Source organism: Paenibacillus montanisoli (genome assembly GCF_003268025.1).
In the GTDB taxonomy this organism is placed as follows: Bacteria; Bacillota; Bacilli; order Paenibacillales; family Paenibacillaceae; genus Paenibacillus_Z; species Paenibacillus_Z montanisoli.
In genome coordinates this window covers 1,226,856-1,247,580 of record NZ_QLUW01000002.1, presented here as the reverse complement: position 1 = coordinate 1,247,580, position 20,725 = coordinate 1,226,856, and the positions used below count along the sequence as shown (strand labels likewise).

At 53.9% G+C, this 20,725-nt stretch carries 20 protein-coding genes; all 20 read left to right on the top strand.

Annotated elements, in window-relative coordinates:
* Nucleotides 1–16: 16 nt before the first annotated feature.
* The 20 genes from DL346_RS15315 (at nucleotide 17) to DL346_RS15220 (ending at nucleotide 20,457) form a co-directional block, all read left to right on the top strand.
* Nucleotides 17–355 (top strand): histidine triad nucleotide-binding protein, encoded by a 339-nt coding sequence (locus DL346_RS15315; protein ID WP_112882929.1) that lies wholly within the window; start codon nucleotides 17–19, stop codon nucleotides 353–355.
* 120 nt (nucleotides 356–475) lie between these two features.
* Entirely contained in the window at nucleotides 476–649 is a 174-nt protein-coding gene (rpsU, locus tag DL346_RS15310) for a 30S ribosomal protein S21 (protein WP_090573672.1), read from the top strand.
* Between the two features lie 15 nt (nucleotides 650–664).
* A complete protein-coding gene (locus DL346_RS15305; protein ID WP_112882928.1) occupies nucleotides 665–1,108 on the top strand; it encodes a GatB/YqeY domain-containing protein in 444 nt (147 codons plus the stop codon).
* A gap of 290 nt (nucleotides 1,109–1,398) precedes the next feature.
* The gene (locus DL346_RS29490; RefSeq protein ID WP_240633179.1) at nucleotides 1,399–4,869 is read left to right on the top strand and encodes a glycosyl hydrolase; all 3,471 of its coding nucleotides are present in this window, start codon (nucleotides 1,399–1,401) and stop codon (nucleotides 4,867–4,869) included.
* 179 nt (nucleotides 4,870–5,048) lie between these two features.
* Nucleotides 5,049–6,395, top strand: coding sequence for an MATE family efflux transporter (locus DL346_RS15295; protein WP_112882926.1), 1,347 nt, complete (start codon nucleotides 5,049–5,051; stop codon nucleotides 6,393–6,395).
* An 81-nt stretch (nucleotides 6,396–6,476) separates the two neighbouring features.
* Complete coding sequence (locus DL346_RS15290; protein ID WP_240633178.1) at nucleotides 6,477–7,853, top strand: NfeD family protein; 1,377 nt, start codon at nucleotides 6,477–6,479, stop codon at nucleotides 7,851–7,853.
* Nucleotides 7,854–7,877: 24 nt separating this feature from the next.
* Nucleotides 7,878–8,867 (top strand): flotillin-like protein FloA, encoded by a 990-nt coding sequence (floA, locus tag DL346_RS15285; protein ID WP_112882925.1) that lies wholly within the window; start codon nucleotides 7,878–7,880, stop codon nucleotides 8,865–8,867.
* A gap of 112 nt (nucleotides 8,868–8,979) precedes the next feature.
* Complete coding sequence (locus DL346_RS15280) at nucleotides 8,980–9,429, top strand: hypothetical protein (protein ID WP_112882924.1); 450 nt, start codon at nucleotides 8,980–8,982, stop codon at nucleotides 9,427–9,429.
* Nucleotides 9,430–9,591: 162 nt separating this feature from the next.
* The gene (locus DL346_RS15275; RefSeq protein ID WP_112882923.1) at nucleotides 9,592–10,608 is read left to right on the top strand and encodes a LacI family DNA-binding transcriptional regulator; all 1,017 of its coding nucleotides are present in this window, start codon (nucleotides 9,592–9,594) and stop codon (nucleotides 10,606–10,608) included.
* A gap of 168 nt (nucleotides 10,609–10,776) precedes the next feature.
* On the top strand, nucleotides 10,777–11,055 hold the full coding sequence (gene yqfC / locus DL346_RS15270; RefSeq protein ID WP_112882922.1) for a sporulation protein YqfC: 279 nt from the start codon (nucleotides 10,777–10,779) through the stop codon (nucleotides 11,053–11,055).
* Between the two features lie 12 nt (nucleotides 11,056–11,067).
* The gene (yqfD, locus tag DL346_RS15265) at nucleotides 11,068–12,261 is read left to right on the top strand and encodes a sporulation protein YqfD (protein ID WP_112882921.1); all 1,194 of its coding nucleotides are present in this window, start codon (nucleotides 11,068–11,070) and stop codon (nucleotides 12,259–12,261) included.
* A 6-nt stretch (nucleotides 12,262–12,267) separates the two neighbouring features.
* Nucleotides 12,268–13,245 carry a PhoH family protein gene (locus tag DL346_RS15260; protein ID WP_112882920.1) on the top strand — a complete coding sequence of 326 codons (978 nt, stop codon included), beginning with the start codon at nucleotides 12,268–12,270 and terminating at the stop codon, nucleotides 13,243–13,245.
* Between the two features lie 204 nt (nucleotides 13,246–13,449).
* On the top strand, nucleotides 13,450–15,699 hold the full coding sequence (locus DL346_RS15255; protein ID WP_112882919.1) for an HD family phosphohydrolase: 2,250 nt from the start codon (nucleotides 13,450–13,452) through the stop codon (nucleotides 15,697–15,699).
* Complete coding sequence (gene ybeY, locus DL346_RS15250) at nucleotides 15,696–16,193, top strand: rRNA maturation RNase YbeY (RefSeq protein ID WP_112882918.1); 498 nt, start codon at nucleotides 15,696–15,698, stop codon at nucleotides 16,191–16,193. Before DL346_RS15255 ends, ybeY begins: the two co-directional genes overlap by 4 nt.
* Nucleotides 16,193–16,543 (top strand): diacylglycerol kinase family protein, encoded by a 351-nt coding sequence (locus DL346_RS15245; RefSeq protein ID WP_112882917.1) that lies wholly within the window; start codon nucleotides 16,193–16,195, stop codon nucleotides 16,541–16,543. The genes ybeY and DL346_RS15245 overlap by 1 nt, the downstream gene beginning before the upstream one ends.
* A gap of 27 nt (nucleotides 16,544–16,570) precedes the next feature.
* Nucleotides 16,571–17,005: a cytidine deaminase gene (gene cdd, locus DL346_RS15240; protein WP_112882916.1), complete on the top strand. Its 435-nt coding sequence runs from the start codon at nucleotides 16,571–16,573 to the stop codon at nucleotides 17,003–17,005.
* A gap of 41 nt (nucleotides 17,006–17,046) precedes the next feature.
* Nucleotides 17,047–17,973, top strand: a complete 927-nt coding sequence (gene era, locus DL346_RS15235; RefSeq protein ID WP_112882915.1) for a GTPase Era — start codon at nucleotides 17,047–17,049, stop codon at nucleotides 17,971–17,973.
* A 128-nt stretch (nucleotides 17,974–18,101) separates the two neighbouring features.
* On the top strand, nucleotides 18,102–18,254 hold the full coding sequence (locus DL346_RS15230; RefSeq protein ID WP_112882914.1) for a YqzL family protein: 153 nt from the start codon (nucleotides 18,102–18,104) through the stop codon (nucleotides 18,252–18,254).
* A 36-nt stretch (nucleotides 18,255–18,290) separates the two neighbouring features.
* Nucleotides 18,291–19,037, top strand: coding sequence for a DNA repair protein RecO (recO, locus tag DL346_RS15225; RefSeq protein WP_112882913.1), 747 nt, complete (start codon nucleotides 18,291–18,293; stop codon nucleotides 19,035–19,037).
* A gap of 28 nt (nucleotides 19,038–19,065) precedes the next feature.
* Nucleotides 19,066–20,457 (top strand): MATE family efflux transporter, encoded by a 1,392-nt coding sequence (locus tag DL346_RS15220; RefSeq protein ID WP_112882912.1) that lies wholly within the window; start codon nucleotides 19,066–19,068, stop codon nucleotides 20,455–20,457.
* Nucleotides 20,458–20,725: the final 268 nt, after the last annotated feature.

Sequence of the window (20,725 nt, the reverse complement as noted above, 5' to 3'; positions counted from 1 at the left end):
GTGAGGAGGACAGGGCATGGATTGTATTTTTTGCAAAATCATAGAAGGAACGATTCCTTCCAAAAAAGTGTTCGAGAATGAGCGCATACTCGCATTTCACGACATACAGCCGCAAGCCCCCGTACATACGCTGATCATTCCGAAGAAGCACATTCCTACGATGAACGACGTGACAGGCGAGGATGACGCGGTGATGGCGGAAATCTTTGCGGTCGCCCGCCAAATCGCCAAGGAACAGGGCGTTGCGGAATCCGGCTACAGACTTGTCAACAACTGCAACAGCGACGGCGGACAAGTCGTGTATCACCTTCATTTCCACCTGCTTGGCGGGGAGAAGCTGAAGCCGCTGGGTTAAAGTGCATAAAAATAGCATGTCCTTTCAAGTTGACACTGCCTTTCGTTATACCATATAATTAAATTTGATGAACCGTGTTAACTTTTACTGGACGGTCTGATTCGGAGGGAGGGAAAACTGGTGTCTGAAACAAAAGTTCGCAAAAACGAGACGATCGATGCTGCACTCCGCCGCTTCAAACGTACCATCGCAAAGGATGGCGTATTGGCCGAGGTGAAGAAACGCAAGCATTACGAGAAGCCTAGCGTAAAGCGTAAGTTGAAGTCCGAGGCTGCGCGCAAGAGAAAGTTTTAGGAGGATCCTTCCACAATGAACCTTAGCGAACGATTGAACGACGATATGAAGCAAGCGATGAAGAATCAGGAAAAGTTCAAGCTAACGACGATTCGGATGATTCGTTCATCCATCAAGAATCAAGAGATCGAGCTTAAACGTCCGCTCGAAGATTCTGAAGTGCTTGATATCCTAAGTCGTGAGATCAAGCAACGTAAAGATTCCCTCCAAGAATTTGAGAAAGCCGGCCGTGACGATCTTGCGAAAGATGTCGCAGCAGAAATTGAAATTATTAGTGTATACCTGCCTCAGCAGCTGACCGAAGAAGAGATCAAGTTGATTGTTCAGCAGACCATCCAGGAAACCGGTGCTTCTTCCAAAGCCGAGATGGGGAAAGTCATGAGCGCACTTTTGCAAAAAACAAAAGGGCGGGCTGATGGTAAACTAGTAAACTCACTTGTGCAGCAATTTCTGCAATAACATAGGCTGACAGCCAAACACTCCCCGTGTCAGGGGAGTGTTTTTTCGTTGTTCGCCGTGTGATAATCGATCCGCTCGTTGGAACCGCGCAAAACAAGTTATGCTAATAACAATAACAAAACAAACAAAAATTCAATATATGATAAATTTTTGCTAAATTTTTATTCCTCTCGTTTCCGATGAAAGCGCTTTATTATATGATGGAAAAGGCAGCTTGTTCTACAGTCATCATCATATTAATCATGGGAGTGATGGGGTTGATGGGATTGGAAGTATGCAGTAGGCGCTGGTTGAAAAGTTTGATTTGTTTTGTGTTTTTAGCTTATTTGTTAGTTCCGTTTGCTGCAATCGCAAGCGCTGAACAAGCTCCAAATCAAGTCTATGACTTTGAAGACGGCACGGTGATGGAATGGCAGGCGGGCTGGGGGGATGCGCTGGGCACGATTGGCGTCAGCGAAGATTTGAACACGAACGGCAACCGTTATTCATTAAAGGTGGATACGCACTACTCGAACGCAACGCAATGGCAGAGCGCCGCGATTCGGGTGTATCCGGGCGGAGCCCTTGGCATTTATGAAAAAGTGGAATACGACGTTTATGTCCCGCAATCGTTCCCGGGCATCCTTGGGCTCAGCACTGCGCTGAACGGAGGATGGCAGGAGCTGAATTACAGCAATCACGATATTGCGTCCGCTTCGGCTGAAACGATAAACGGCGTCTCGTACGCGAAGATTCATAAGAGCGTGCCGATCCCGCAGGATGCATTGCAATCCGAATTCGTCATTCAACTAGGCAAAAATATGGACCTCGTCTATAATGGTCCTCTTTATCTGGATAACATTGAATTCACCGGACGCGTCATCGCTCCGCCGCCCCCGGCCGACGGCGTTTATCTGGCCAAAGACGCAGTCCTCGACGGAAGCGGACCTTCATTTACAACCGCGCCCGCAGGCGGAGACGACAAATACGCGGGACAAGGGTACATATCCTTCTTTTACGGAGAGAATAACGGTACGGCAACCTTCAACGTCAGCGTGAAGGATCAGGGCTTGTACAAGCTTGCGGTCGGTTACTATGCGCCGTACGGGGAGAAAGAAACGACGATCCTGGTGAACGGCAGTCCAAACGGCAGCGCTAAGCTTCCGACTCCGGCTGCAGGCGAGGTCGTCGGCGAATATGCTGCGGGCAAGATACTGCTGCAGGCTGGATCGAACACGATTACGTTTGCAAGAGGCTGGGGATATTACGGTATTGAATATATCCGGTTGGAATCTGACAAAGCGCCGGCCGACCGGGTCGAAGCGGAATCCGGCCTGATTACGGCAATAGGAGATCCAAATAAAGACATTACCATCCAATCAAGCAAGTCCGGTTATTCCGGAACCGGCTATGCATGGTTCAAGAGCGACGGGGCACTGACCTTGACCTACGAGGCGGCTGCGGACGGTTTGTATGATTTTGCAATCGGTTATGCTGCTCCATTCGGGTATAAGGAAACGAATGTTTTCCTTAACGGGCAGCCAAGCGGAAAGGCTGTTTTGAATGATGAGTCGGGCAATTTTGTAGAGAAGTCCGCCGGCAAGCTGCTGCTCAAAAAAGGGTCGAACACGATCCGGTTCGAGCCATATTGGGGCTGGTTCTACCTGGATTACGTTTCGTTTTCGCCGGTAACGGCTGTTCCGAAGACTCATCAGGTTGCGAAAACGCTGGTCAACCCGAATGCGATTCCTGAGGCTCGGGCGCTGCACAACTACTTAGTCGATCAATACGGCAAAAGCATTATTGCGGGACAGCAGACGCTGTCCGATGCCGAATGGATTTACGAGCAAACCGGCAAATATCCGGCTCTTGTGTCCTTCGATATGATGGACTACTCCCCGTCGCGGGTTGAATTCGGCGCAGATTCGCATGAAATCGAAGATATGATCGAATGGGCGGAACGAGGCGGGCTCATTTCGTTGTGCTGGCACTGGAATGCGCCCAAGGGCTTGTACAATGAGCCGGGCAAAGAATGGTGGAGAGGCTTTTATACCGAATTTACAACCTTTGACCTGCAATATGCGCTAGAACATCCGGATTCCGAAGATTATCAGCTGCTGCTGCGCGATATCGACGCGATTTCGGCGCAGCTGAAACGGCTGCAGGACCGAAATATTCCGGTTCTCTGGAGACCGCTGCATGAAGCTGAGGGCGGCTGGTTCTGGTGGGGCGCGAAAGGACCGGAAGCTGCGAAGCAGCTGTACCGTCTGATGTACGACCGCATGACGAATGTAAACGGCTTGAACAATTTAATCTGGATTTGGAACTCCACTTCGCCTGCGTGGTATCCGGGGGACGATGTGGTCGATATCATAAGCACGGATGTCTATAATGCCGAAGGCGACTATAGTCCGAGCAGCAACAAGTATGAGGATTTGGTCAAGCTGGTCAATGACAAAAAGCTTGTGACCATGCCGGAAAACGGTCCGATTCCGGACCCGGATCTGCTCAAGCTCTTCGGAGCGCACTGGAGCTGGTTCAGCACGTGGACCGGCGATTTTATCCGTGACGGCCAATACAACAGCGCTGCTCACCTGGATCATGTGTTTAACAGCGATTATGTGATCACGCTTGATGAGCTTCCAGACAATTGGAATGCCTATGGTCTTCCAAACACGCAGGCTTCACTGTCAGCAGCTCTAAACGATGACGGATGGATCAATGGAGATACGGCGGTGACGTTAACCGCCGCTTCCGCCAATCCGGGTGCCATTGTGACGAAATATGCAATAAACGGAGCGGCATACGCCGATTATGCTGCCCCTATCGCAGTGCAGGCTGAAGGCACCACGACGATCAGCTATTACTCCATCGATTCGGCAGGGCAGCGGGAGTCCTTGAAAACGCTGCGGGTTAAGATCGACAAAACCGCGCCAACAGCGCAGCTGCTAATGTCAGGACTTTCGGTGGGCGACATCACGCAAGGCGATCCGCTCAGCTTTTCGCTGACGAGCGCGGACGCGCTTTCCGGCGTGGCTGCTTCGGAGCTATGGCTTGACGATCAGCCGATCAACTCTGACCAAGCCATCGATTCCAAAGCGCTCGGCATCGGTACGCATGACGTGCGGTACGCCGTAACGGATGCCGCTGGCAACATAACCGCTAAGACCGCGTCTTTTGAGGTCAAAGAACTGCGTTCCAATGACGTGCCTGGCAAACCGGTACTATCGGATAACAACGGGCACGATACAGGATTGAAAGATGGCAGCTATACGGTAACGATGAATATGTGGAACGGCAATAACGGCACCGTGTTCAAGCTCTACGAGAATGGCATTCTGATCAGCACGAAACGGCTGACTGACGGGACGACTGCGGCGCAAACGGCATCGTCCGAGATTGCAGGGAAGAAAAACGGGACGTACACCTACACATGCGAGCTGTCGAACCCCTATGGGACGACGAGCTGCAGCCCGCTGGTTGTGGTCGTCAAAGACGCGAGCCCTGGGAAAGCCGTTCTGTCGAACGATAACGCGGATGGCGACGGCCAATATAAAGTCGCGATGAATATGTGGTGGGGAACGAATGCAACGGCATATCGTCTTTACGAGAATGGTAAGCTCATCGATACGCAGCAGCTTCAAGCCGCTACTCCGAACGCGCAGAGCGCGGTTACGAAAGTAAGCGGGCGAGCTGCGGGCACCTATACGTATTACTGCGAATTAGTGAATGATGCCGGCGTCACCATGAGCGGGACAATGAAAGTCGTTGTCAAAACTTAATACAAAATTAACTTAAAGGGCTGCTTGAAAGTCAATCGACTTCCAGTGCAGTCCCTTTATTTGCGAGAGCGCCCGATCATTCAATGATTCGGCACAGTTGACCAGCTATGACCTATTGACCATTTAAGCAACATCCTCCACAATATAGGCTAACCTATAGAAACGAGGCATACCGCTGCATGTTACGTAACTGGAAAGAAATTTTGCTGCTCGCCATCCCGTCGCTTGTTTCCTTCTCAAGCATGACGGTGACCAATACGATCAATTTGATATTAGTCGGTCAACTCGGGGCACTCATTATTGCCATTGTAGGCGTTTCCAACATTATTATGTACAACGCGTTCGCGCTTTTTTCCGGAATCGGGCATACGGTCAACTACCTGGTTGCACAAAATCATGGCGCGAACGACATGAGAAAAGGGATTCAGCGAACGTATATTGCCATGTACATGTGCTTGATCTTTGCGCTGTTAATCGCGGTTGTCGGATGGATAGGAGCCGATGATATTTTACGGTGGACCGGCGGCTCCAAGCAGTTAATCGATGAGGGTACTTTCTACCTGGAGCTGCGTTTCTACGCGATGTCGTTCGGCATCATCAACTTTGCATTCCATGGCTTCTTGCGAGGCATCGGCGCGACCAAATTGTCGATGGTCGTATCGCTTATCGTGAACGTTCCGATCATTCTGCTTACCTATACGCTGACCTTCGGTCATTGGGGCTTCCCGAATCTCGGTTTAACGGGTGCGGGACTTGCCATACTAGTCGGTGAAGGTTTGCAAACGCTCATTTGCGCCTTTATTTTCTTCGTCGTGCTGCATAAGAAGTATCAGACCCGCAGCAGGGTCGCCTTCTCGTTCCAATGGAACGAAATGAAGCTGATCTCGCTCGAGAGCGGGAAGCTGGGCATTCAAGAATTTTCGCTCGGCATTTCCATGTATATTTTCACGGCATTCGTCGCAAGGCTCGGCGACTCGGCGCTTGCCGCCAACGAAGTGGCGCTCAGCGTCATGTCCTTCGGCTTCATGCCTGCTTTTGCCTTCGGTTCCACGGCGACGATCCTTGTCGGCCAGCATGTCGGCAAAGGAACGCCGATGCTTGGACGGCGCGTCGGTACCGATACGGCGGTATTAGGTTCCATCTTTCTTATTTTGCTCGGTACGGTTGAATTTATTTTCGCGCATCAGATTACCGCTCTTTACACGAATGATGAAGAGGTCTATAAGCTTGCGGCTTATCTGATTCAGATCTCGGCATTCCTGCAAATTTTCGACGGACTGCTGAACTTCTATGCGGGCGGATTGCGGGGCATCGGTGATACGACCTTCCTGCTTCGCGTATCTTTTATCGTCAGCTGGTTTATTTTTGTGCCGCTTGCGTACTTGTTTATCTTCGTGTTTCATTGGGGCAGCATGGGAGCGTGGCTGGCGCTCTACGCATTCCTTACCGTATTCGGCTGCGCTGTCATGGTCCGGTTCTACCGAACCGACTGGACGTCCGTTCGGCTTAAGGAAGCCGCCCACTAATCGTTGAAACGAATTCATGTCAAGTCCGTATCATTCATTGTGATCGTTATCGCTTGTTTATGATACAAAGGAGGGACTGGCGTGCAGCAAGCAAAGCGCTTGAGTTTGAAACTAGTGCTGCCTGCTATCATTGCGTTTATTTACATGCTGGCAGCTGCGATTCCGGCCTTCGCTGCGGAAGGGAATGCCGGCGGCGAATCCTTGGGTTCAACCGTTTACGTCATCGAATTCAAGCAGACCGTGGAGCCCGGCATGCAGAAGATGCTGGAGCGGGCCTACCGCGAAGCCGAGGATGCGAAAGCCGAACGAGTGCTTCTCGTGCTCAACACGCTCGGCGGGCGTCTGGACAGCGCTGTCGAGATCGGAGAGATGGTCCGGGGAAGCAAGGTGCCGACTACTGTTTTCGTGCAAGGGAAGGCGGTATCCGCCGGAACATACATCGCGCTTAACGCGGATCAGATCATCATGCAGCCCGGCAGCACGATCGGGGCGGCGGCAGTCGTGGATGGATCCGGTGAGCTGATTACGAATCCGAAGACCATTTCGTTCTGGACCGAGGAGATGAAAGCGGCGGCATTGCTCAACGACCGCGATCCCAACATCGCGGCGGCGATGGTGAATCCGAATTTGGAGCTGAAGCTCGATGAGCTCGGCCGAACGAAGGCGAAGGGAGATATTCTTACGTTATCCGCCGGAGATGCTTTGAAGGTAGGCTATGCGGAATTTACGGCAAGCTCGGTTGACGATGCGATCGCAAAGATGAATCTGCAGCAGCCGAACATTGTTCATTTTGAAGCCAGCGTGATGGAGCATATCGCACAGTTTCTGACGATGCCGATCGTCATGACGGTGCTGCTCATTATCGGGATCGCCGGCATCGCGATCGAGCTGATGATCCCCGGATTCGGAGCGCCGGGCATCATCGGCGTGATCGGGTTCGCGCTTTATTTCTTCGGCCACTATATTGCCGGATTCGCGGGCTTGGAGGATGTCATCCTGTTCATCATCGGCATCCTGCTTCTTGTGTCGGAGCTCTTTGTTCCAAGCTTCGGCATCTTAGGCATTCTTGGCTCGCTCTCGCTGATCGCGAGCGTGCTGATGGCGGCGCCGAATCCGAAATCAGCCGGATTATCGCTTCTGGTCGCCGTCATTGCGGCCGGGATCATCGTGTATCTCATCGCGAAACGGTTCGCGCATCGCGGCATCTGGAACCGATTCATTCTGCGCGATCAGTTGACGACCGCGGAAGGGTACGTGTCTAACGCGAATAAAACATCCTATCTCGGGTTGAGCGGCAAGACGTTAACGCCGCTTCGGCCGGCCGGAACGATCCGGCTCGGAGATGCACGGGTGGATGTCGTTACCTCCGGGGAGTTCATCGCCGCAGGCGCGGAAGTGACCGTCATCAAGGTGGAAGGCGCGCGCGTCGTCGTTGCGTTGAAGGAAGAGCAGCAATAACATTGACTATTTGGAGGGATATCCATGACACTTGATCCAACCGTAACGATCGTCGTGATCGCCGTGCTGGCGGTGATCGCATTGTCCGTATTTCTAACCTTCTTCCCGATCATGCTGTGGATTTCGGCGCTAGCTTCCGGCGTTCGGGTCGGCATCATTACGCTCGTTGCCATGCGGCTGCGCCGCGTCGTTCCGAGCCGTATCGTTAATCCGCTTATCAAGGCGACGAAAGCGGGCCTTGGATTAACAATCAATCAGCTCGAAAGCCACTTCTTGGCGGGCGGTAACGTAGACCGCGTCGTCAACTCCTTGATTGCAGCGCAGCGCGCGAACATCGAGCTGGAGTTCGAGCGCGCAGCGGCGATTGACCTTGCGGGCCGCGACGTGCTCCAAGCCGTACAAATGAGCGTTAATCCGCGCGTTATCGAAACGCCGATCGTTGCTGCGGTAGCGAAAAACGGCATCGAAGTGAAGGTTAAGGCAAGGGTTACGGTTCGCGCGAATATTGACCGCCTGGTCGGCGGCGCCGGCGAAGAGACGATTATCGCGCGAGTAGGCGAAGGCATTGTAACGACAGTCGGTTCGTCCGATTCCCATAAGGACGTTTTGGAGAACCCGGATCTCATCTCGCGCACCGTCCTCGGCAAAGGTCTTGACGCCGGAACGGCATTCGAAATTTTGTCGATTGACATCGCCGATGTCGATGTAGGCAAGAACATTGGCGCGCATCTGCAAACGGAGCAAGCGGAAGCCGATAAGCGGATCGCCCAGGCGAAGGCCGAGGAGCGCAGAGCGATGGCGGTTGCGCAAGAGCAGGAAATGAAGGCGCGCGTCGTTGAGATGCGGGCGAAAGTCGTTGAATCGGAATCGCAGGTTCCGCTCGCTATGGCGGAAGCGCTGAAGCAAGGCAAGATCGGCGTGCTCGATTATATGAACTTCAAGAACATTGAAGCGGACACGAGCATGCGCAACTCGATCGGCAAAACGGAAGGCTCCGACAAAGAAGAACGTTAAACGCAGCCCACATTGGCTTTGATACTGACATTCCGAAGGGGGTGAGCGTCTGAAACAGCTGATTGAGTTTCTGTTCTCGAACATCTATATCGTCATCGTTGTGGTCGGTTTCTTGTTAACGTTGATCAACAAATCCAGAAACAAAGCAGGCGATTCGAACAATCGGATGCCTTCGTTCGGCGGTGAACCACCGCTCAAACGCCCGATGCAGCGTCCGCTTGCGAACGTGCCGCCACAGCCGCCAAAGCGGCGGCCTGCAGAATATAGGCCTGTTGAAGAGCCTGTTCAGGCGCCTAGGCCAGCTGTTTACCATACCCATTACAACACCTCTAGCGAAGAGGGAATTAGCAAGGAATATGAACAGCCTGATTTGCTGCAGCGAACGATCGAAGGGGAAGCGGTCAAGAGTAAGGCCGCCGCTGCTTCTCCTGTTCGGCCGGCAAAAACGCAAATTACGGGGAATGCCTTCCGCATGGCGAAAGGCGAGGATCTGCGGCGTGCATTCATTATGTCGGAAGTGCTTGGGGCGCCGCGCTCCAAGCGGCCGCTGCGCAAGCTATAACAGCAAGCCTCCTGTCGGCGACGACGGGGGCTTTTTGTTTTGTGAGGTGTCCAGACGCACGCGTAATCTAGTTGAAGCCTTGTTTATTTGCAGACAGCGATTGCCCGAGAGCGGAACTGATGATACGATGACAGTAATGGAAATATTCGGCTGGAGGCCAAAATGGATAAAAGCACAATCTACCATATTGCTCAGCAGGTTGGCGTTTCGCCCTCCACCGTGTCTAGAGCGCTTTCGGGAAATGGATATTGCGGCGTAAAAACGAAGGAACGCATTTTGCGCGCCGCGAAAGCACTCAATTATGCGCCGGACCACGCCGCCAAAATGCTCAAGACGAGACGGACGAACAAAATCATCTTCGCCGTACCCGATATTTGCAATCCGTTCTACTTCGATATGATCAACGGCATCAATCAGGTGCTGGAAGAGTACGGTTATTTGCTCATTCTCTACTATACGAAGCACAGCCTGAAGGAAGAGCTGAAGGCGGTGCAAAACGTGAAGGAGAAGGTCGCGGACGGCCTGATCATGGTTTCGTTCCACTTCTGCGAAGAAAATATCGAGGCGATTAACGCGCTCCAGGCGCCGGTAGTGCTGACGAATCAATACATTTCGCCGGGCGGCGGAGACAAGTTCGATTATGTCTATGTCGACACGTATACCGGCATCAAGCTCGGCACGGAGCATCTGGCCAAGCAGGGGATCGAACGGATCGGATATATCGGCGGTAAGCTGAACGAGCAGACCGGCTTTCAGCGCTACTGCGGCTACCGGGATGCGCTGCTGAATGCGAATATCGAGGTCGACGAGACGCTCGCGATGGAATCGAACTATACGGAAAGCGGGGGCTACTTGGCCGCAAAGCTGCTGCTTAAGCGCGCCGACCGTCCGCAAGCCATCGTAGCGGCGAACGATCTGATGGCGCTCGGCGTCATGAAGGCTTGCGAGGAGGAAGGCCTCGCGATTCCTGGCGATATCGCGGTCGTCGGCATGGACAACACCGACATTGCCTCCCGCGTTCATCCGAAGCTTACCTCCGTAGCGCTGATGCAGGAGGAGATCGGGCGCAACGCCGCGCAAATACTTATGAACCGGCTCCACGACATTCCCGTGGATGACCGCGAAGTGAAGCTGATTCCGAGGCTCGTTGTCCGAAAGTCCAGCTTGAGGCATGGATGAAGGCAAATAGTCATACCGTCTTACGCACTTATAATCGCAACATTCACGTCAGGGTGATAGAGCCCTGGCGTTTTTTACGTTAACGGGGCGTCTGGCATGTCCATTCCCTCATATTTCAAGCCGCTCGCGCATATTTTGGTACAGTACTGGAAGGGGGCCTCTGCCTGCATGCGCCGATTAAACCGCAAACTGCGCAAAATGGCCGCGGATCTGCTGGATCTGCCGCCGGATGTCGTCATGGATTTGCCCCGCTTAACGATGATCGGCGACCGCCAGCTTTATATCGAGAACCATCGCGGCGTGCTTCACTTCTCTCCCGATAGGCTGAGGCTAGCGCTCAGCAAAGGGGAGCTCGAGGTGACGGGCAGCGATCTTGTCATTCGTACGATTTGGACGGAAGAAGTGTTCATAGAAGGGGTCATTAAGCATATTGAAGTACATGAATAGGGGGCATGGGTCATGAATGCGACATGGTTGCAATGGCTTCGCGGATTTGTATCGGTTCGGGTTCGCGGCGGGGCCATAGAAAGGCTTGTGAACGGCGCCCTGGCAAAAGGGCTGCAATTATGGTCGATCCGCCATACGAGCGAGAAGGAGCTTGTTTGCTATCTGCTCATCAGCGATTTTTTCCGGCTTCGTCCGCTTCTAAAAGAGACAGGCTGTCGCATACACGTTACGTCCCGCCAAGGTCTCCCCTTCTGGCTGCAGCGCGTGCGCAGGCGTGTTTTTTTTGCAGCGGGGCTCGTCCTTTTCTTCGTCGGGATGTACTTGCTGTCCTCGTTAATTTGGTCCATCGACGTGAAAGGGAACGACCGCTTGTCGGAGGAGCAGATTTTGCAGGTGGCCAAGCAGGAGGGGCTGTACCCGTTCCAGTGGTCGTTCCGGCTTGACGATCTGCCTGTCTTGTCCAAGCGGCTCGCCCAAAAGCTGCCCGGTGCAGCTTGGGTCGGCGTCGAGAAGCGGGGAACCCGCATCACGATCCAGGTCGTGGAAACGGCGATACCGGAGCCAAAGGTCAATCAGAATCCGCGCCACTTGGTCGCGTCTACCGATGCCGTCGTGACGAAAATATTGGCGGAAACCGGCAAGCCTCTCGTGAAGCGCAACATGCGGGTCAAGCAAGGGGATATTCTCATTTCCGGCTTGCTCGGCGACGAAAACAACAGCGCTCCCGTTGTGGCGAAGGGCGTCGTGAAAGGTATCGTATGGCACGAATATGATATCGTTTCGCCGCTTGAGCGGACGATGAAAGTATATACCGGGGAGAAAAAGATCGTCTGGTACGGCGTCTTAGCCGGACGAGCGATGAAAGTGAGCGGCTTCGGCAAAATACCTTTCGCCATGTACGAGAGCATCAAGGAGGAAGAGAAGGCGGCTTGGCGGACGCTCTCGATGCCGTTTGGTAGAATCAAAGAAACGATTTTGGAGGTGCAAATGTTGCGTCAAACCGTTAGCGTCGAAGAGGCAAAAGCGGAGGGAATCCAGCAGGCTAGAGCGGATTTGATCGCGAAGGTAGGGCCCGATGCAGAGGTGCTGGCGGAAAACATTTTGCATGAAAAGGCGGAGAATGGTAAAGTTTATATGAAAGTGCTTTTCGAGGTGGATCAATCGATTGCGAAAGAGAGACCGCTAGTTCAGATGCAAGGGGATTGAGAATATTTGCAAAATGAATTCAAAGTAGCCAGAATTCCACTTGCGAACGCGGCGGAAGGTCTTGCCCTGTTTGGCCCGCAGGATAAATATTTGCGGTTAGTCCAACAGCAGTCATCGGCGGACATTATGTCACGCGAGGCGGAAATCGCCATTTCGGGTCCGAGCGCCGAAGTGGATTCGCTAGAGCAGCTTTATACCGTATTGCAGCAGCTGATTAGAGGCGGGTATTCGCCTTCGGAGCGCGATATCGTCTATGCCTTGGATTTGTCGAAGACGATGCAGGCCGATCAATTGCTGGATCTATTCAAGGCGGAGATTACAACGACGTTTAGGGGCAAGCCGATCCGGGTAAAAACGATTGGCCAGCGCCACTATGTCAAAACGATCAAGCGGATGGACATCGTGTTCGGCATTGGCCCGGCCGGAACGGGCAAAACGTACTTGGCCGTCGTACTCGCCGTTGCCGCGCTGAAGGAAGGCTCCGTGAAGCGGATCGTGCTGACGCGCCCCGCCGTGGAAGCAGGCGAGAATCTCGGGTTCCTTCCCGGCGATCTGCAGGAGAAGGTCGATCCGTACTTGCGGCCGCTCTATGATGCGCTGCATGACGTGCTTGGACCCGACCAAACGACGAAAGCGTTTGAGCGCGGGCTGATCGAAGTCGCACCGCTCGCGTATATGCGGGGACGGACGCTTGAGGATTCATTTATTATTTTGGACGAAGCACAGAATACGACGCCGGAGCAGATGAAGATGTTTTTGACGCGGCTTGGATTCGGCTCCAAGATGGTCATTACGGGTGACGTCACCCAAATCGACTTGCCGCGCGGCAAACGCTCAGGCTTGATTGAAGCGCAGCGCATTTTGCAGGGTATCCCTGAAATCGGCTTCATCATGTTCTCCGAACAAGATGTCGTCCGCCATTCCCTCGTCCAAAAAATCATTACCGCTTATAATATAGACGCAGAGGCGCAGGGCGCAACCTAATAGTCAGGGCGTTAGACATAAGGTCCGCGCAAGCGGACGAAAGCGGGCCCGCCGCCAAAGAAGGCCTTAGAAGGCCCAGGCGGCGGGCGCAGTACATATAGGGTTAACGGACGTAAGTCCTTGTGGGATCCCCCAGGCCTGGGGGATACAGCGGGATGCGGAAGCATCCTTAGGGGGATGTGCAGTTCTAGGAGGATATCAACTATGGTGAATCAGCATGCCAACCCGGATGATTCGAAGTCGTCATCCGGATGGAGTGGATGGAAGCACAGCGCAGCGGTTCGCTGGGTGCTGCTGCTTCTGTTTGTTTTGCTATTTTATTTCTCTCTTGCACCTCGATTGCTCCCTGAAACCTATGATATTGAGCTGGGTAAAGCAAGCTACCGCGACATTGAAGCGCCGATTGATATCAAGGACGAGAAAGCGACGCTTCAAGCACAGGAGCTTGCGGCCGATCGGGTAGAGCCGATTTACTCCATCGTAGCGCTCCGCAGCGAAATGCTGCTGGAGCAGATTTTCGCGCGCATGGAGCAGCTGAACCAAGACGACCAAGTGACGCTGGAAAATAAGGTTTCCATCTACCGGAACGAAATTCCGCAGCTGTATACGGATTACGTGGACCAGTTTGTCGCCAATAACAGAGGAAACGGCACTTATAACGATACGCTGCTGGAAGAGATGGCGGCTGTCGTCAAGGCGCAGGCCTATCGGATACCGGAGGAAACCTATTATAAATTGCCTTCTTTAACGCCGGCTCAATTAGACGAAATGCATCAGGTCGGCGTATCGATCGTCCGTAAGCTGATGGGCGAGTCGCTCCGCGAAGCGGAAACGGCGCGAACAAAGGTAGCGGAGCTGGTTAGCGCGAGCACGCTCTCCGAGCGGAAGACAAGGGAGATCGTGCAGGAGCTGGCGCGGTACGCGATCATGCCGAACAAATTCCTCGACAAGCAGGCGACCAATGACGCGAAAGTAGCGGCAAAAGAGAATACGCCGCCCGTCGTAGTGAAGCAAGGCGATATTCTCGTCCATAAGGGAGAGATCATTTCGCAGGAGCTCTACGACCGGCTCTCTTCCATCGGCGTCCTGCAGACGAAAAAATCGTACTGGCCGCAGCTTGGGTTGCTGCTTATGTCCGTCCTGTTTGTTATCGTCATCTACAGTTACCTGGAGAAGGCAGGCGGCTTTAGCGGAGGCTCGAATACGCGCTACAGCAACACGCAGCTGTCGATGCTGCTGCTAATTTTCCTGCTGAACATATTAGCGATGCATATCGTGCAGCTGACGCAGACGCAGGAGATGCCATACGTAGGTTATCTTGCGCCGTCGGCGATGGGCGCGATGCTGATCGTCCTGCTTCTTGACATTCAGCTGGCCGTCGTCAGCTCGTTCCTGTTTGCGATCATCGTCAGCGTCATCTTTAATATGGAGTCAGGCCGGCTGTTCGATTTTAACTTCGGGTTTACGACGGCGGTCGTTTCGTTCGCGGCGATTTTTGCCATCCATCGGGCGAGCCAGCGCTCCACGATTCTGAAAGCGGGCATCATGGTCAGCCTGTTCGGCTCGGCTTCGGTGCTTGCGATGCTGCTGCTGGGCGAGCTGCCGGACAGATCGGAGATGATCATGACGGTCGCGTTCGCGTTTGCCAGCGGACTTTTGACGGCGATTCTGGTCGTCGGGCTGATGCCGTTCTTTGAAGTCACCTTCGGCATTCTGTCCGCGCTGAAGCTCGTCGAGCTGTCCAATCCGAACCATCCGCTGCTGCGCAAGCTGCTGACGGAAACGCCGGGCACCTACCATCACAGCGTCATGGTCGGCAATTTGTCGGAAGCGGCGGCTGAGGCCGTCGGGGCAAACGGACTGCTCTGCCGCGTCGGATCGTTCTATCACGATATCGGGAAGACGAAACGGCCAAGTTATTTTATCGAAAATCAGACAAACTATGAAAATCCGCACGATTCGATCGACCCGAAATTAAGCAAGTCGATCATTATCGCGCATGCGCGCGACGGCGTGGAGATGCTGCGCAACCACAAGCTGCCGAAGCCGATCCGCGACATTGCCGAGCAGCATCACGGCACGACGTTTTTGAAATATTTTTACCACAAAGCTTACAAATTGGCGGAGGAAGCAGGCGTCGAGCCGGATTTCACCGAGGATGACTTCAGGTATCCGGGACCGAAAGCGCAATCGAAGGAAGCGGCGATCGTCGGCATCGCGGATTGCGTGGAGGCGGCGGTAAGGAGCCTGCGCAGCCCGACGGTCGAGCAGGTGGAGACCATGATTCATAAGATCATTAAAGGCCGGCTGGATGATGATCAATTCAACGAATGCGACATTACGCTCAAGGAGCTGGAGAAGATCGCGCAAACGCTGAAGGAGACGGTCATCGGCATTTTCCACTCGCGCATCGAATACCCGGAAGACGTTAAACAAAAGGAGCGGCTGGCATGAGCTTGCAATTGGAATGGAGCAACAATCAAGACAAAATCGAAATCTCCGAATCGGTCTACGGCGTGCTGGAGCAGCTGCTGCAGTTGGCGGGCGAAGCGGAAGGCTTAACGGAAGGCGACGTTGCGCTTACGATCGTGGACGATGAGGAAATTCATCAATTGAACCGCGAATACCGCGGCATTGACAGGCCGACGGACGTGCTTTCCTTCGCGATGCAGGAGGAGACGGACGAAGAGCCTGAAATTATTTATGAGGTTGAGGATGAAGGCGAGACCGTTCCTTTTGAAGGGATGCTAGGCGATATTATTATTTCCGCGGAACGGGCCAAACTACAAAGCGAAGAGTACGGGCATTCCTTCGAGCGAGAGCTCGGCTTCCTGTTCGTGCACGGTTTTCTGCACCTGATCGGGTATGACCATCAGGACGACGCGAGCGAAGCGGTTATGACACAGAAGCAGGAAGCGGTTCTCCAGCAGCTTGGATTAACTCGTTAATGCGACGGCTAATCCGCAGCTTCTCTTATGCCGGCTCTGGCATCGTTTCGGCTGTGATGAGCCAAGCCAACATGCGCATTCATGCGGTCTGCTCGGTTATTGTGAATGCGGCCGGGCTGCTGCTTGGCCTCTCGCGCATGGAATGGATCGCAATCATCGCCGCACAGACGGCGGTGCTTGCCGCAGAGCTGATGAATACGGCCGTCGAACATGTGGTCGACTTGGTCAGCCCCGGGCAGCATCCGCTCGCCAAGGCAGCCAAGGATACGGCAGCCGGGGGCGTGCTGATTACCGCGATTGGGGCCGTCATCATCGGCCTGTTTGTGTTTATTCCGCATTTATGTTCATGAAATCGACTTCCAAAGGAGCAAACATCCATGACTTCGAACCCGACACAGTTATCTCCTGTATGGGAGCAGCTGCGGAAGCAAGCGGTGGAAGCGCGAAGCCGTGCCTATGTCCCGTATTCGAATTTTCAGGTAGGAGCCGCGCTGCTGGATGGCGAAGGCGGCGTACATTACGGCTGCAACGTGGAGAATGCCGCGTACGGACCGACGAATTGCGCGGAGCGGACGGCGCTGTTCCGTGCCATAGCGGATGGGCATCAAGCGGGTTCTTTCGAAGCGATCGCAGTCGTCGGCGATACCGACGGCCCGATTACGCCGTGCGGGGTGTGCCGGCAAGTGCTCGTTGAGCTTTGCCCGCCGGACATGCCCGTCATTATGAGCAACATGAAGGGCGACTGGCGCGTATCGACCGTAGCGGAGCTGCTGCCGGGCGCCTTCTCGTCGAATGATTTAACGAAAGCTTAGAGGGATGCATTGCGTCCTGGAAGGGGATATCGGAACACTACATGAATTCATTAACGTCAGGATCGAAAGGATCCAAGCAGAAATTTCACTCCGGGTTTGTCGCGATCGTCGGCAGGCCTAACGTCGGCAAGTCGACCCTAATCAACGAAGTCATCGGTCAAAAGATCGCGATTATGTCGGACAAACCGCAGACGACGCGCAACAAAATCCACGGCGTCTACACGACGGAGAACTCGCAGATTGTGTTTCTCGATACGCCGGGCATCCATAAGCCGACGTCCAAGCTCGGCGAAGTCATGGTGAAATCCGCCGTGGGCACGCTGGGAGAGGTAGACGCGGCGCTGTTTCTTATCGACGTTTCCGAGGGGCTTGGCGGCGGCGACCGTTTCATTATCGAAGCGCTCAAAAAAGTGAAAACGCCTGTATTCCTTGTCATGAACAAGATTGACAAAATCGAGCCGGAAGCGCTGCTGCCGATGATCGTGCAATACAAGGAGCTCTACGATTTCGCGGAGGTCGTGCCGATTTCTGCCCTTCAAGGGAGCAACGTGAATACGCTGCTGAACGTGCTTAGCGGCTATCTGCCGGAAGGACCGCAGTATTACCCGGCCGATCAGGTGACCGATCATCCGGAGCAATTCGTTTGCGCGGAGCTAGTCCGCGAGAAGATTCTTCATCTGACCCGCGAGGAGGTGCCGCATTCGATTGCGGTGGCCATCGAGGATATGCGCGTACAGGAGAACGGCGTCGTGTACATCGGAGCCGTGATTTATGTGGAGCGCGATTCCCAGAAGGGCATCGTCATCGGCAAGCAAGGTGCCTTGTTGAAGCAGGTCGGGAAGGAAGCGCGCCGCGATATCGAAACGCTGCTTGGCTCGCGCGTATTCCTCGAGCTGTGGGTTAAAGTGAAGAAAGATTGGCGCAACCAGGAGCGAGTGCTGAAGGATTTAGGCTTTAGAAACGATTAGTCCTGCATATCCTAAGTCTCGCCCGGATCGGCTGTTCTTTTTCCTTTACTTGTCTGGCATAGCGGGGGCCGCTTCATCGCATCCTAATCCGTGAGCAACATTTCTGAGCGCGGAAAGGATGAATACGAATGCGAGACTTTTCGTGGAAGTATTTTACGCTGACCGGGGATGTGGAAGCTTTTATGCTTTACAAGGAGATGGATGAGCGGGCAGCGGTTAAAGAAGCTGCAAGCGGCGAAGAAGAGGGAGAAGCTATACCCGAGGCGGACGACGGCACATAAGCTTTGCAGTTCGCTAAGGTTAGGGGAGAGGCTAAGATGCAGTACCGAGTCGAGGGCATTGTAATACGCAGCATGGACTATGGGGAAGGCAACAAGATTATTACGCTGCTTACAAATACGCACGGCAAAATAGGAATTGTCGTGCGTGGCGCCAAAAAAGTAAAAAGCCGCCACGGGTCGCTTGCGCAATTGTTTACGCACGGGGAATATTTATTTTTCCGGAACAGCGGTCTCGGGACGTTAACGCATGGTGAGATTATTGAATCTCACCATCTTTTGCGTGAGCAGCTTGATAAAACGGCCTACTCTTCCTATGCGGCGGAATTGGTAGACAGGGCGCTGCAGGAAGAAGATGCGGGCCAGTTTATCTACGAGCAGCTTAAAGCATGTTTGGCCGCCTTTAGCGAAGGGAAGGATCTGCCCGTGACGCTGGCGCTCTTCGAGATGAAAATCCTTGTCGCAGCCGGATACGCGCCTGACTTCAATGCTTGCATCTCATGCGGCAACGAAGGCGGTTCCATGGCGCTCAGCGTCAGAGGGGGCGGCATTTTATGCGGGAGATGCCGGTATAAGGATTCGACGGCCATCGAACTGAGCGAAGGCGCCTTCAAGCTGCTGCGGCTGTTCCGGCAGCTGGATATGCGCCGTCTCGGATCGATCGCGGTGAAGGAAGAAACAAAGCAGCAGCTCAAGCATATCATGCGATCCTTGATGGACACGCATTTAGGGCTGCAGCTGAAATCGCGCTCCTTCTTGGATCAGATGGACCGGTATTCGCTATAATCAGGCAGAAGGGAAGGAACCCGTAACAATGGCACCGCAGTCTACGCCGAAAATCTGGTCGCTGACATGGCCGATCATGATTGAAATGATGCTGCAATTTATGCTGGGCACGGCCGATACGCTGATGGTGAGCCGGATATCGGACGATGCCGTCGCAGTCGTCGGCATTTCGAATATGTTTTTCAACGCGGTCATTATTTTATTTTCGCTGATCACAAGCGGCGCCGGCATTCTGATCGCCCAGAAGCTCGGCGCCGGCAAGCCGGATGAAGCCCGCAAAATCGGCATCATGTCCGTATCGATCACCGCCATGCTGGGGATGATCGTCAGCGCGCTGCTCATCTATGGAACGCCCTTCTTTGCCGAGGCGCTTCATGTGCCGGACAACTTAAGGGAGCTTTCGCATACATACATGTCTATCGTTGGCGGCGGAATGATGATTACCGCTTTGAACTTGTCCATGAGCACAGCGGTCAGAAATACGGGGAATACCCGCTCGCCGATGTATATCGCGCTTGGCATGAACGCGCTGCATGTCGTGCTCAATTATGCGTTTATTTTCGGGGCGTTCGGGTTTCCTGAGTGGGGCTTGAAGGGGGTAGCGATCTCGACGGTCATCAGCAGAGCCGTCGCGTTCTGCTTCCAACAGCATTTGTTCCGCCATGCCTTCGGCGTGCCGGTACTGCTTCGCGAATTCTGCCGTTTCCACGCAAAGCTTCTCAAAGAAGTGCTGAGGATCGGCTGGCCGATCAGCGTGAACGGCGCCTCCTGGACATTCTCGCAAGTCGTGATCTTCAGCATGATCGCCTCCATGGGCGAGCAGCCGCTTGCCGCGCGCACGTACATGAACACGATGGAATCGTTCGCCTTCACCTTCGGCTGGTCGCTGGCGCTTGCAGCGCAAATTCAAATCGCTCATTTGTATGGCGCGAAGAAACTAAGGCAAGCCTACTACGGTGCGTATCGGGCACTCGGGTTCGGCGTCGTTGTAGTGCTGGCGAACACAGGCATCCTGCTGCTGTTCCGGTCCTTCATCATATCCACATTCACCAAGGATCCGTGGATCATCGATATGGCCGTTTCGCTCCTATGGCTGAATCTGGCGCTGCAGCCCGGCAAAATGCTGAACATGGCGCTCGGACAATCGCTCGGCGCGGTAGGCGACAGCCGAACAGTGATGAAATATTCGCTGCCGAGCATGTGGCTGATCGCGGTCGGCGTTTCCTATGTACTTGCGGTTCCGCTGCACTGGGGGCTGTACGGGATTTATGTCGGCATGATAAGCGACGAGTATATTCGCGGCCTCTTGTGTTATTTCAGATGGCGCAGCCATCGCAAGAAGCATTTATTTGCCGAAGCTTTCCGGGAGCCTGCTGCCGTCCGCAGCTCGGATAACAGCAGCGGTGTCGTACCGCTGTAAGCCGGGCTAACTGTACGTTGACACGGCAGCGCATAATTGCTAAGATAGGATATTATGAAAGTTGAACGATGATGGAGAAAGTAATCGGGTTCGGTCGTCAGACACCAGCGAGCCGGGGAGCGTGAAAGCCCGGTCGGACGTTCACGATGAAGGGCACTCCGGAGTTTATGATCGTGTGGAAAAGCGGGTTTTCGGGGCGAACGTCCTGAAAGCCAAGTAGGGTGGAACCGCGGGAGCGCTAAAGCTTTCGTCCCTACGTCTGACATCA

Excerpts from the sequence above, each read along its gene's own strand:
- yqfD (WP_112882921.1), top strand. The coding sequence starts at position 11,068 with ATGAATGCGACATGGTTGCAATGGCTTCGCGGATTTGTATCGGTTCGG.
- yqfC (WP_112882922.1), top strand. The coding sequence starts at position 10,777 with ATGCGCCGATTAAACCGCAAACTGCGCAAAATGGCCGCGGATCTGCTG.
- floA (WP_112882925.1), top strand. The coding sequence starts at position 7,878 with ATGACACTTGATCCAACCGTAACGATCGTCGTGATCGCCGTGCTGGCG.
- DL346_RS15315 (WP_112882929.1), top strand. The coding sequence starts at position 17 with ATGGATTGTATTTTTTGCAAAATCATAGAAGGAACGATTCCTTCCAAA.
- cdd (WP_112882916.1), top strand. The coding sequence starts at position 16,571 with ATGACTTCGAACCCGACACAGTTATCTCCTGTATGGGAGCAGCTGCGG.
- recO (WP_112882913.1), top strand. The coding sequence starts at position 18,291 with ATGCAGTACCGAGTCGAGGGCATTGTAATACGCAGCATGGACTATGGG.
- DL346_RS15275 (WP_112882923.1), top strand. The coding sequence starts at position 9,592 with ATGGATAAAAGCACAATCTACCATATTGCTCAGCAGGTTGGCGTTTCG.
- DL346_RS15295 (WP_112882926.1), top strand. The coding sequence starts at position 5,049 with ATGTTACGTAACTGGAAAGAAATTTTGCTGCTCGCCATCCCGTCGCTT.
- ybeY (WP_112882918.1), top strand. The coding sequence starts at position 15,696 with ATGAGCTTGCAATTGGAATGGAGCAACAATCAAGACAAAATCGAAATC.
- era (WP_112882915.1), top strand. The coding sequence starts at position 17,047 with ATGAATTCATTAACGTCAGGATCGAAAGGATCCAAGCAGAAATTTCAC.
- DL346_RS15255 (WP_112882919.1), top strand. The coding sequence starts at position 13,450 with ATGGTGAATCAGCATGCCAACCCGGATGATTCGAAGTCGTCATCCGGA.
- DL346_RS15220 (WP_112882912.1), top strand. The coding sequence starts at position 19,066 with ATGGCACCGCAGTCTACGCCGAAAATCTGGTCGCTGACATGGCCGATC.
- DL346_RS15245 (WP_112882917.1), top strand. The coding sequence starts at position 16,193 with ATGCGACGGCTAATCCGCAGCTTCTCTTATGCCGGCTCTGGCATCGTT.
- DL346_RS15305 (WP_112882928.1), top strand. The coding sequence starts at position 665 with ATGAACCTTAGCGAACGATTGAACGACGATATGAAGCAAGCGATGAAG.
- DL346_RS15230 (WP_112882914.1), top strand. The coding sequence starts at position 18,102 with ATGCGAGACTTTTCGTGGAAGTATTTTACGCTGACCGGGGATGTGGAA.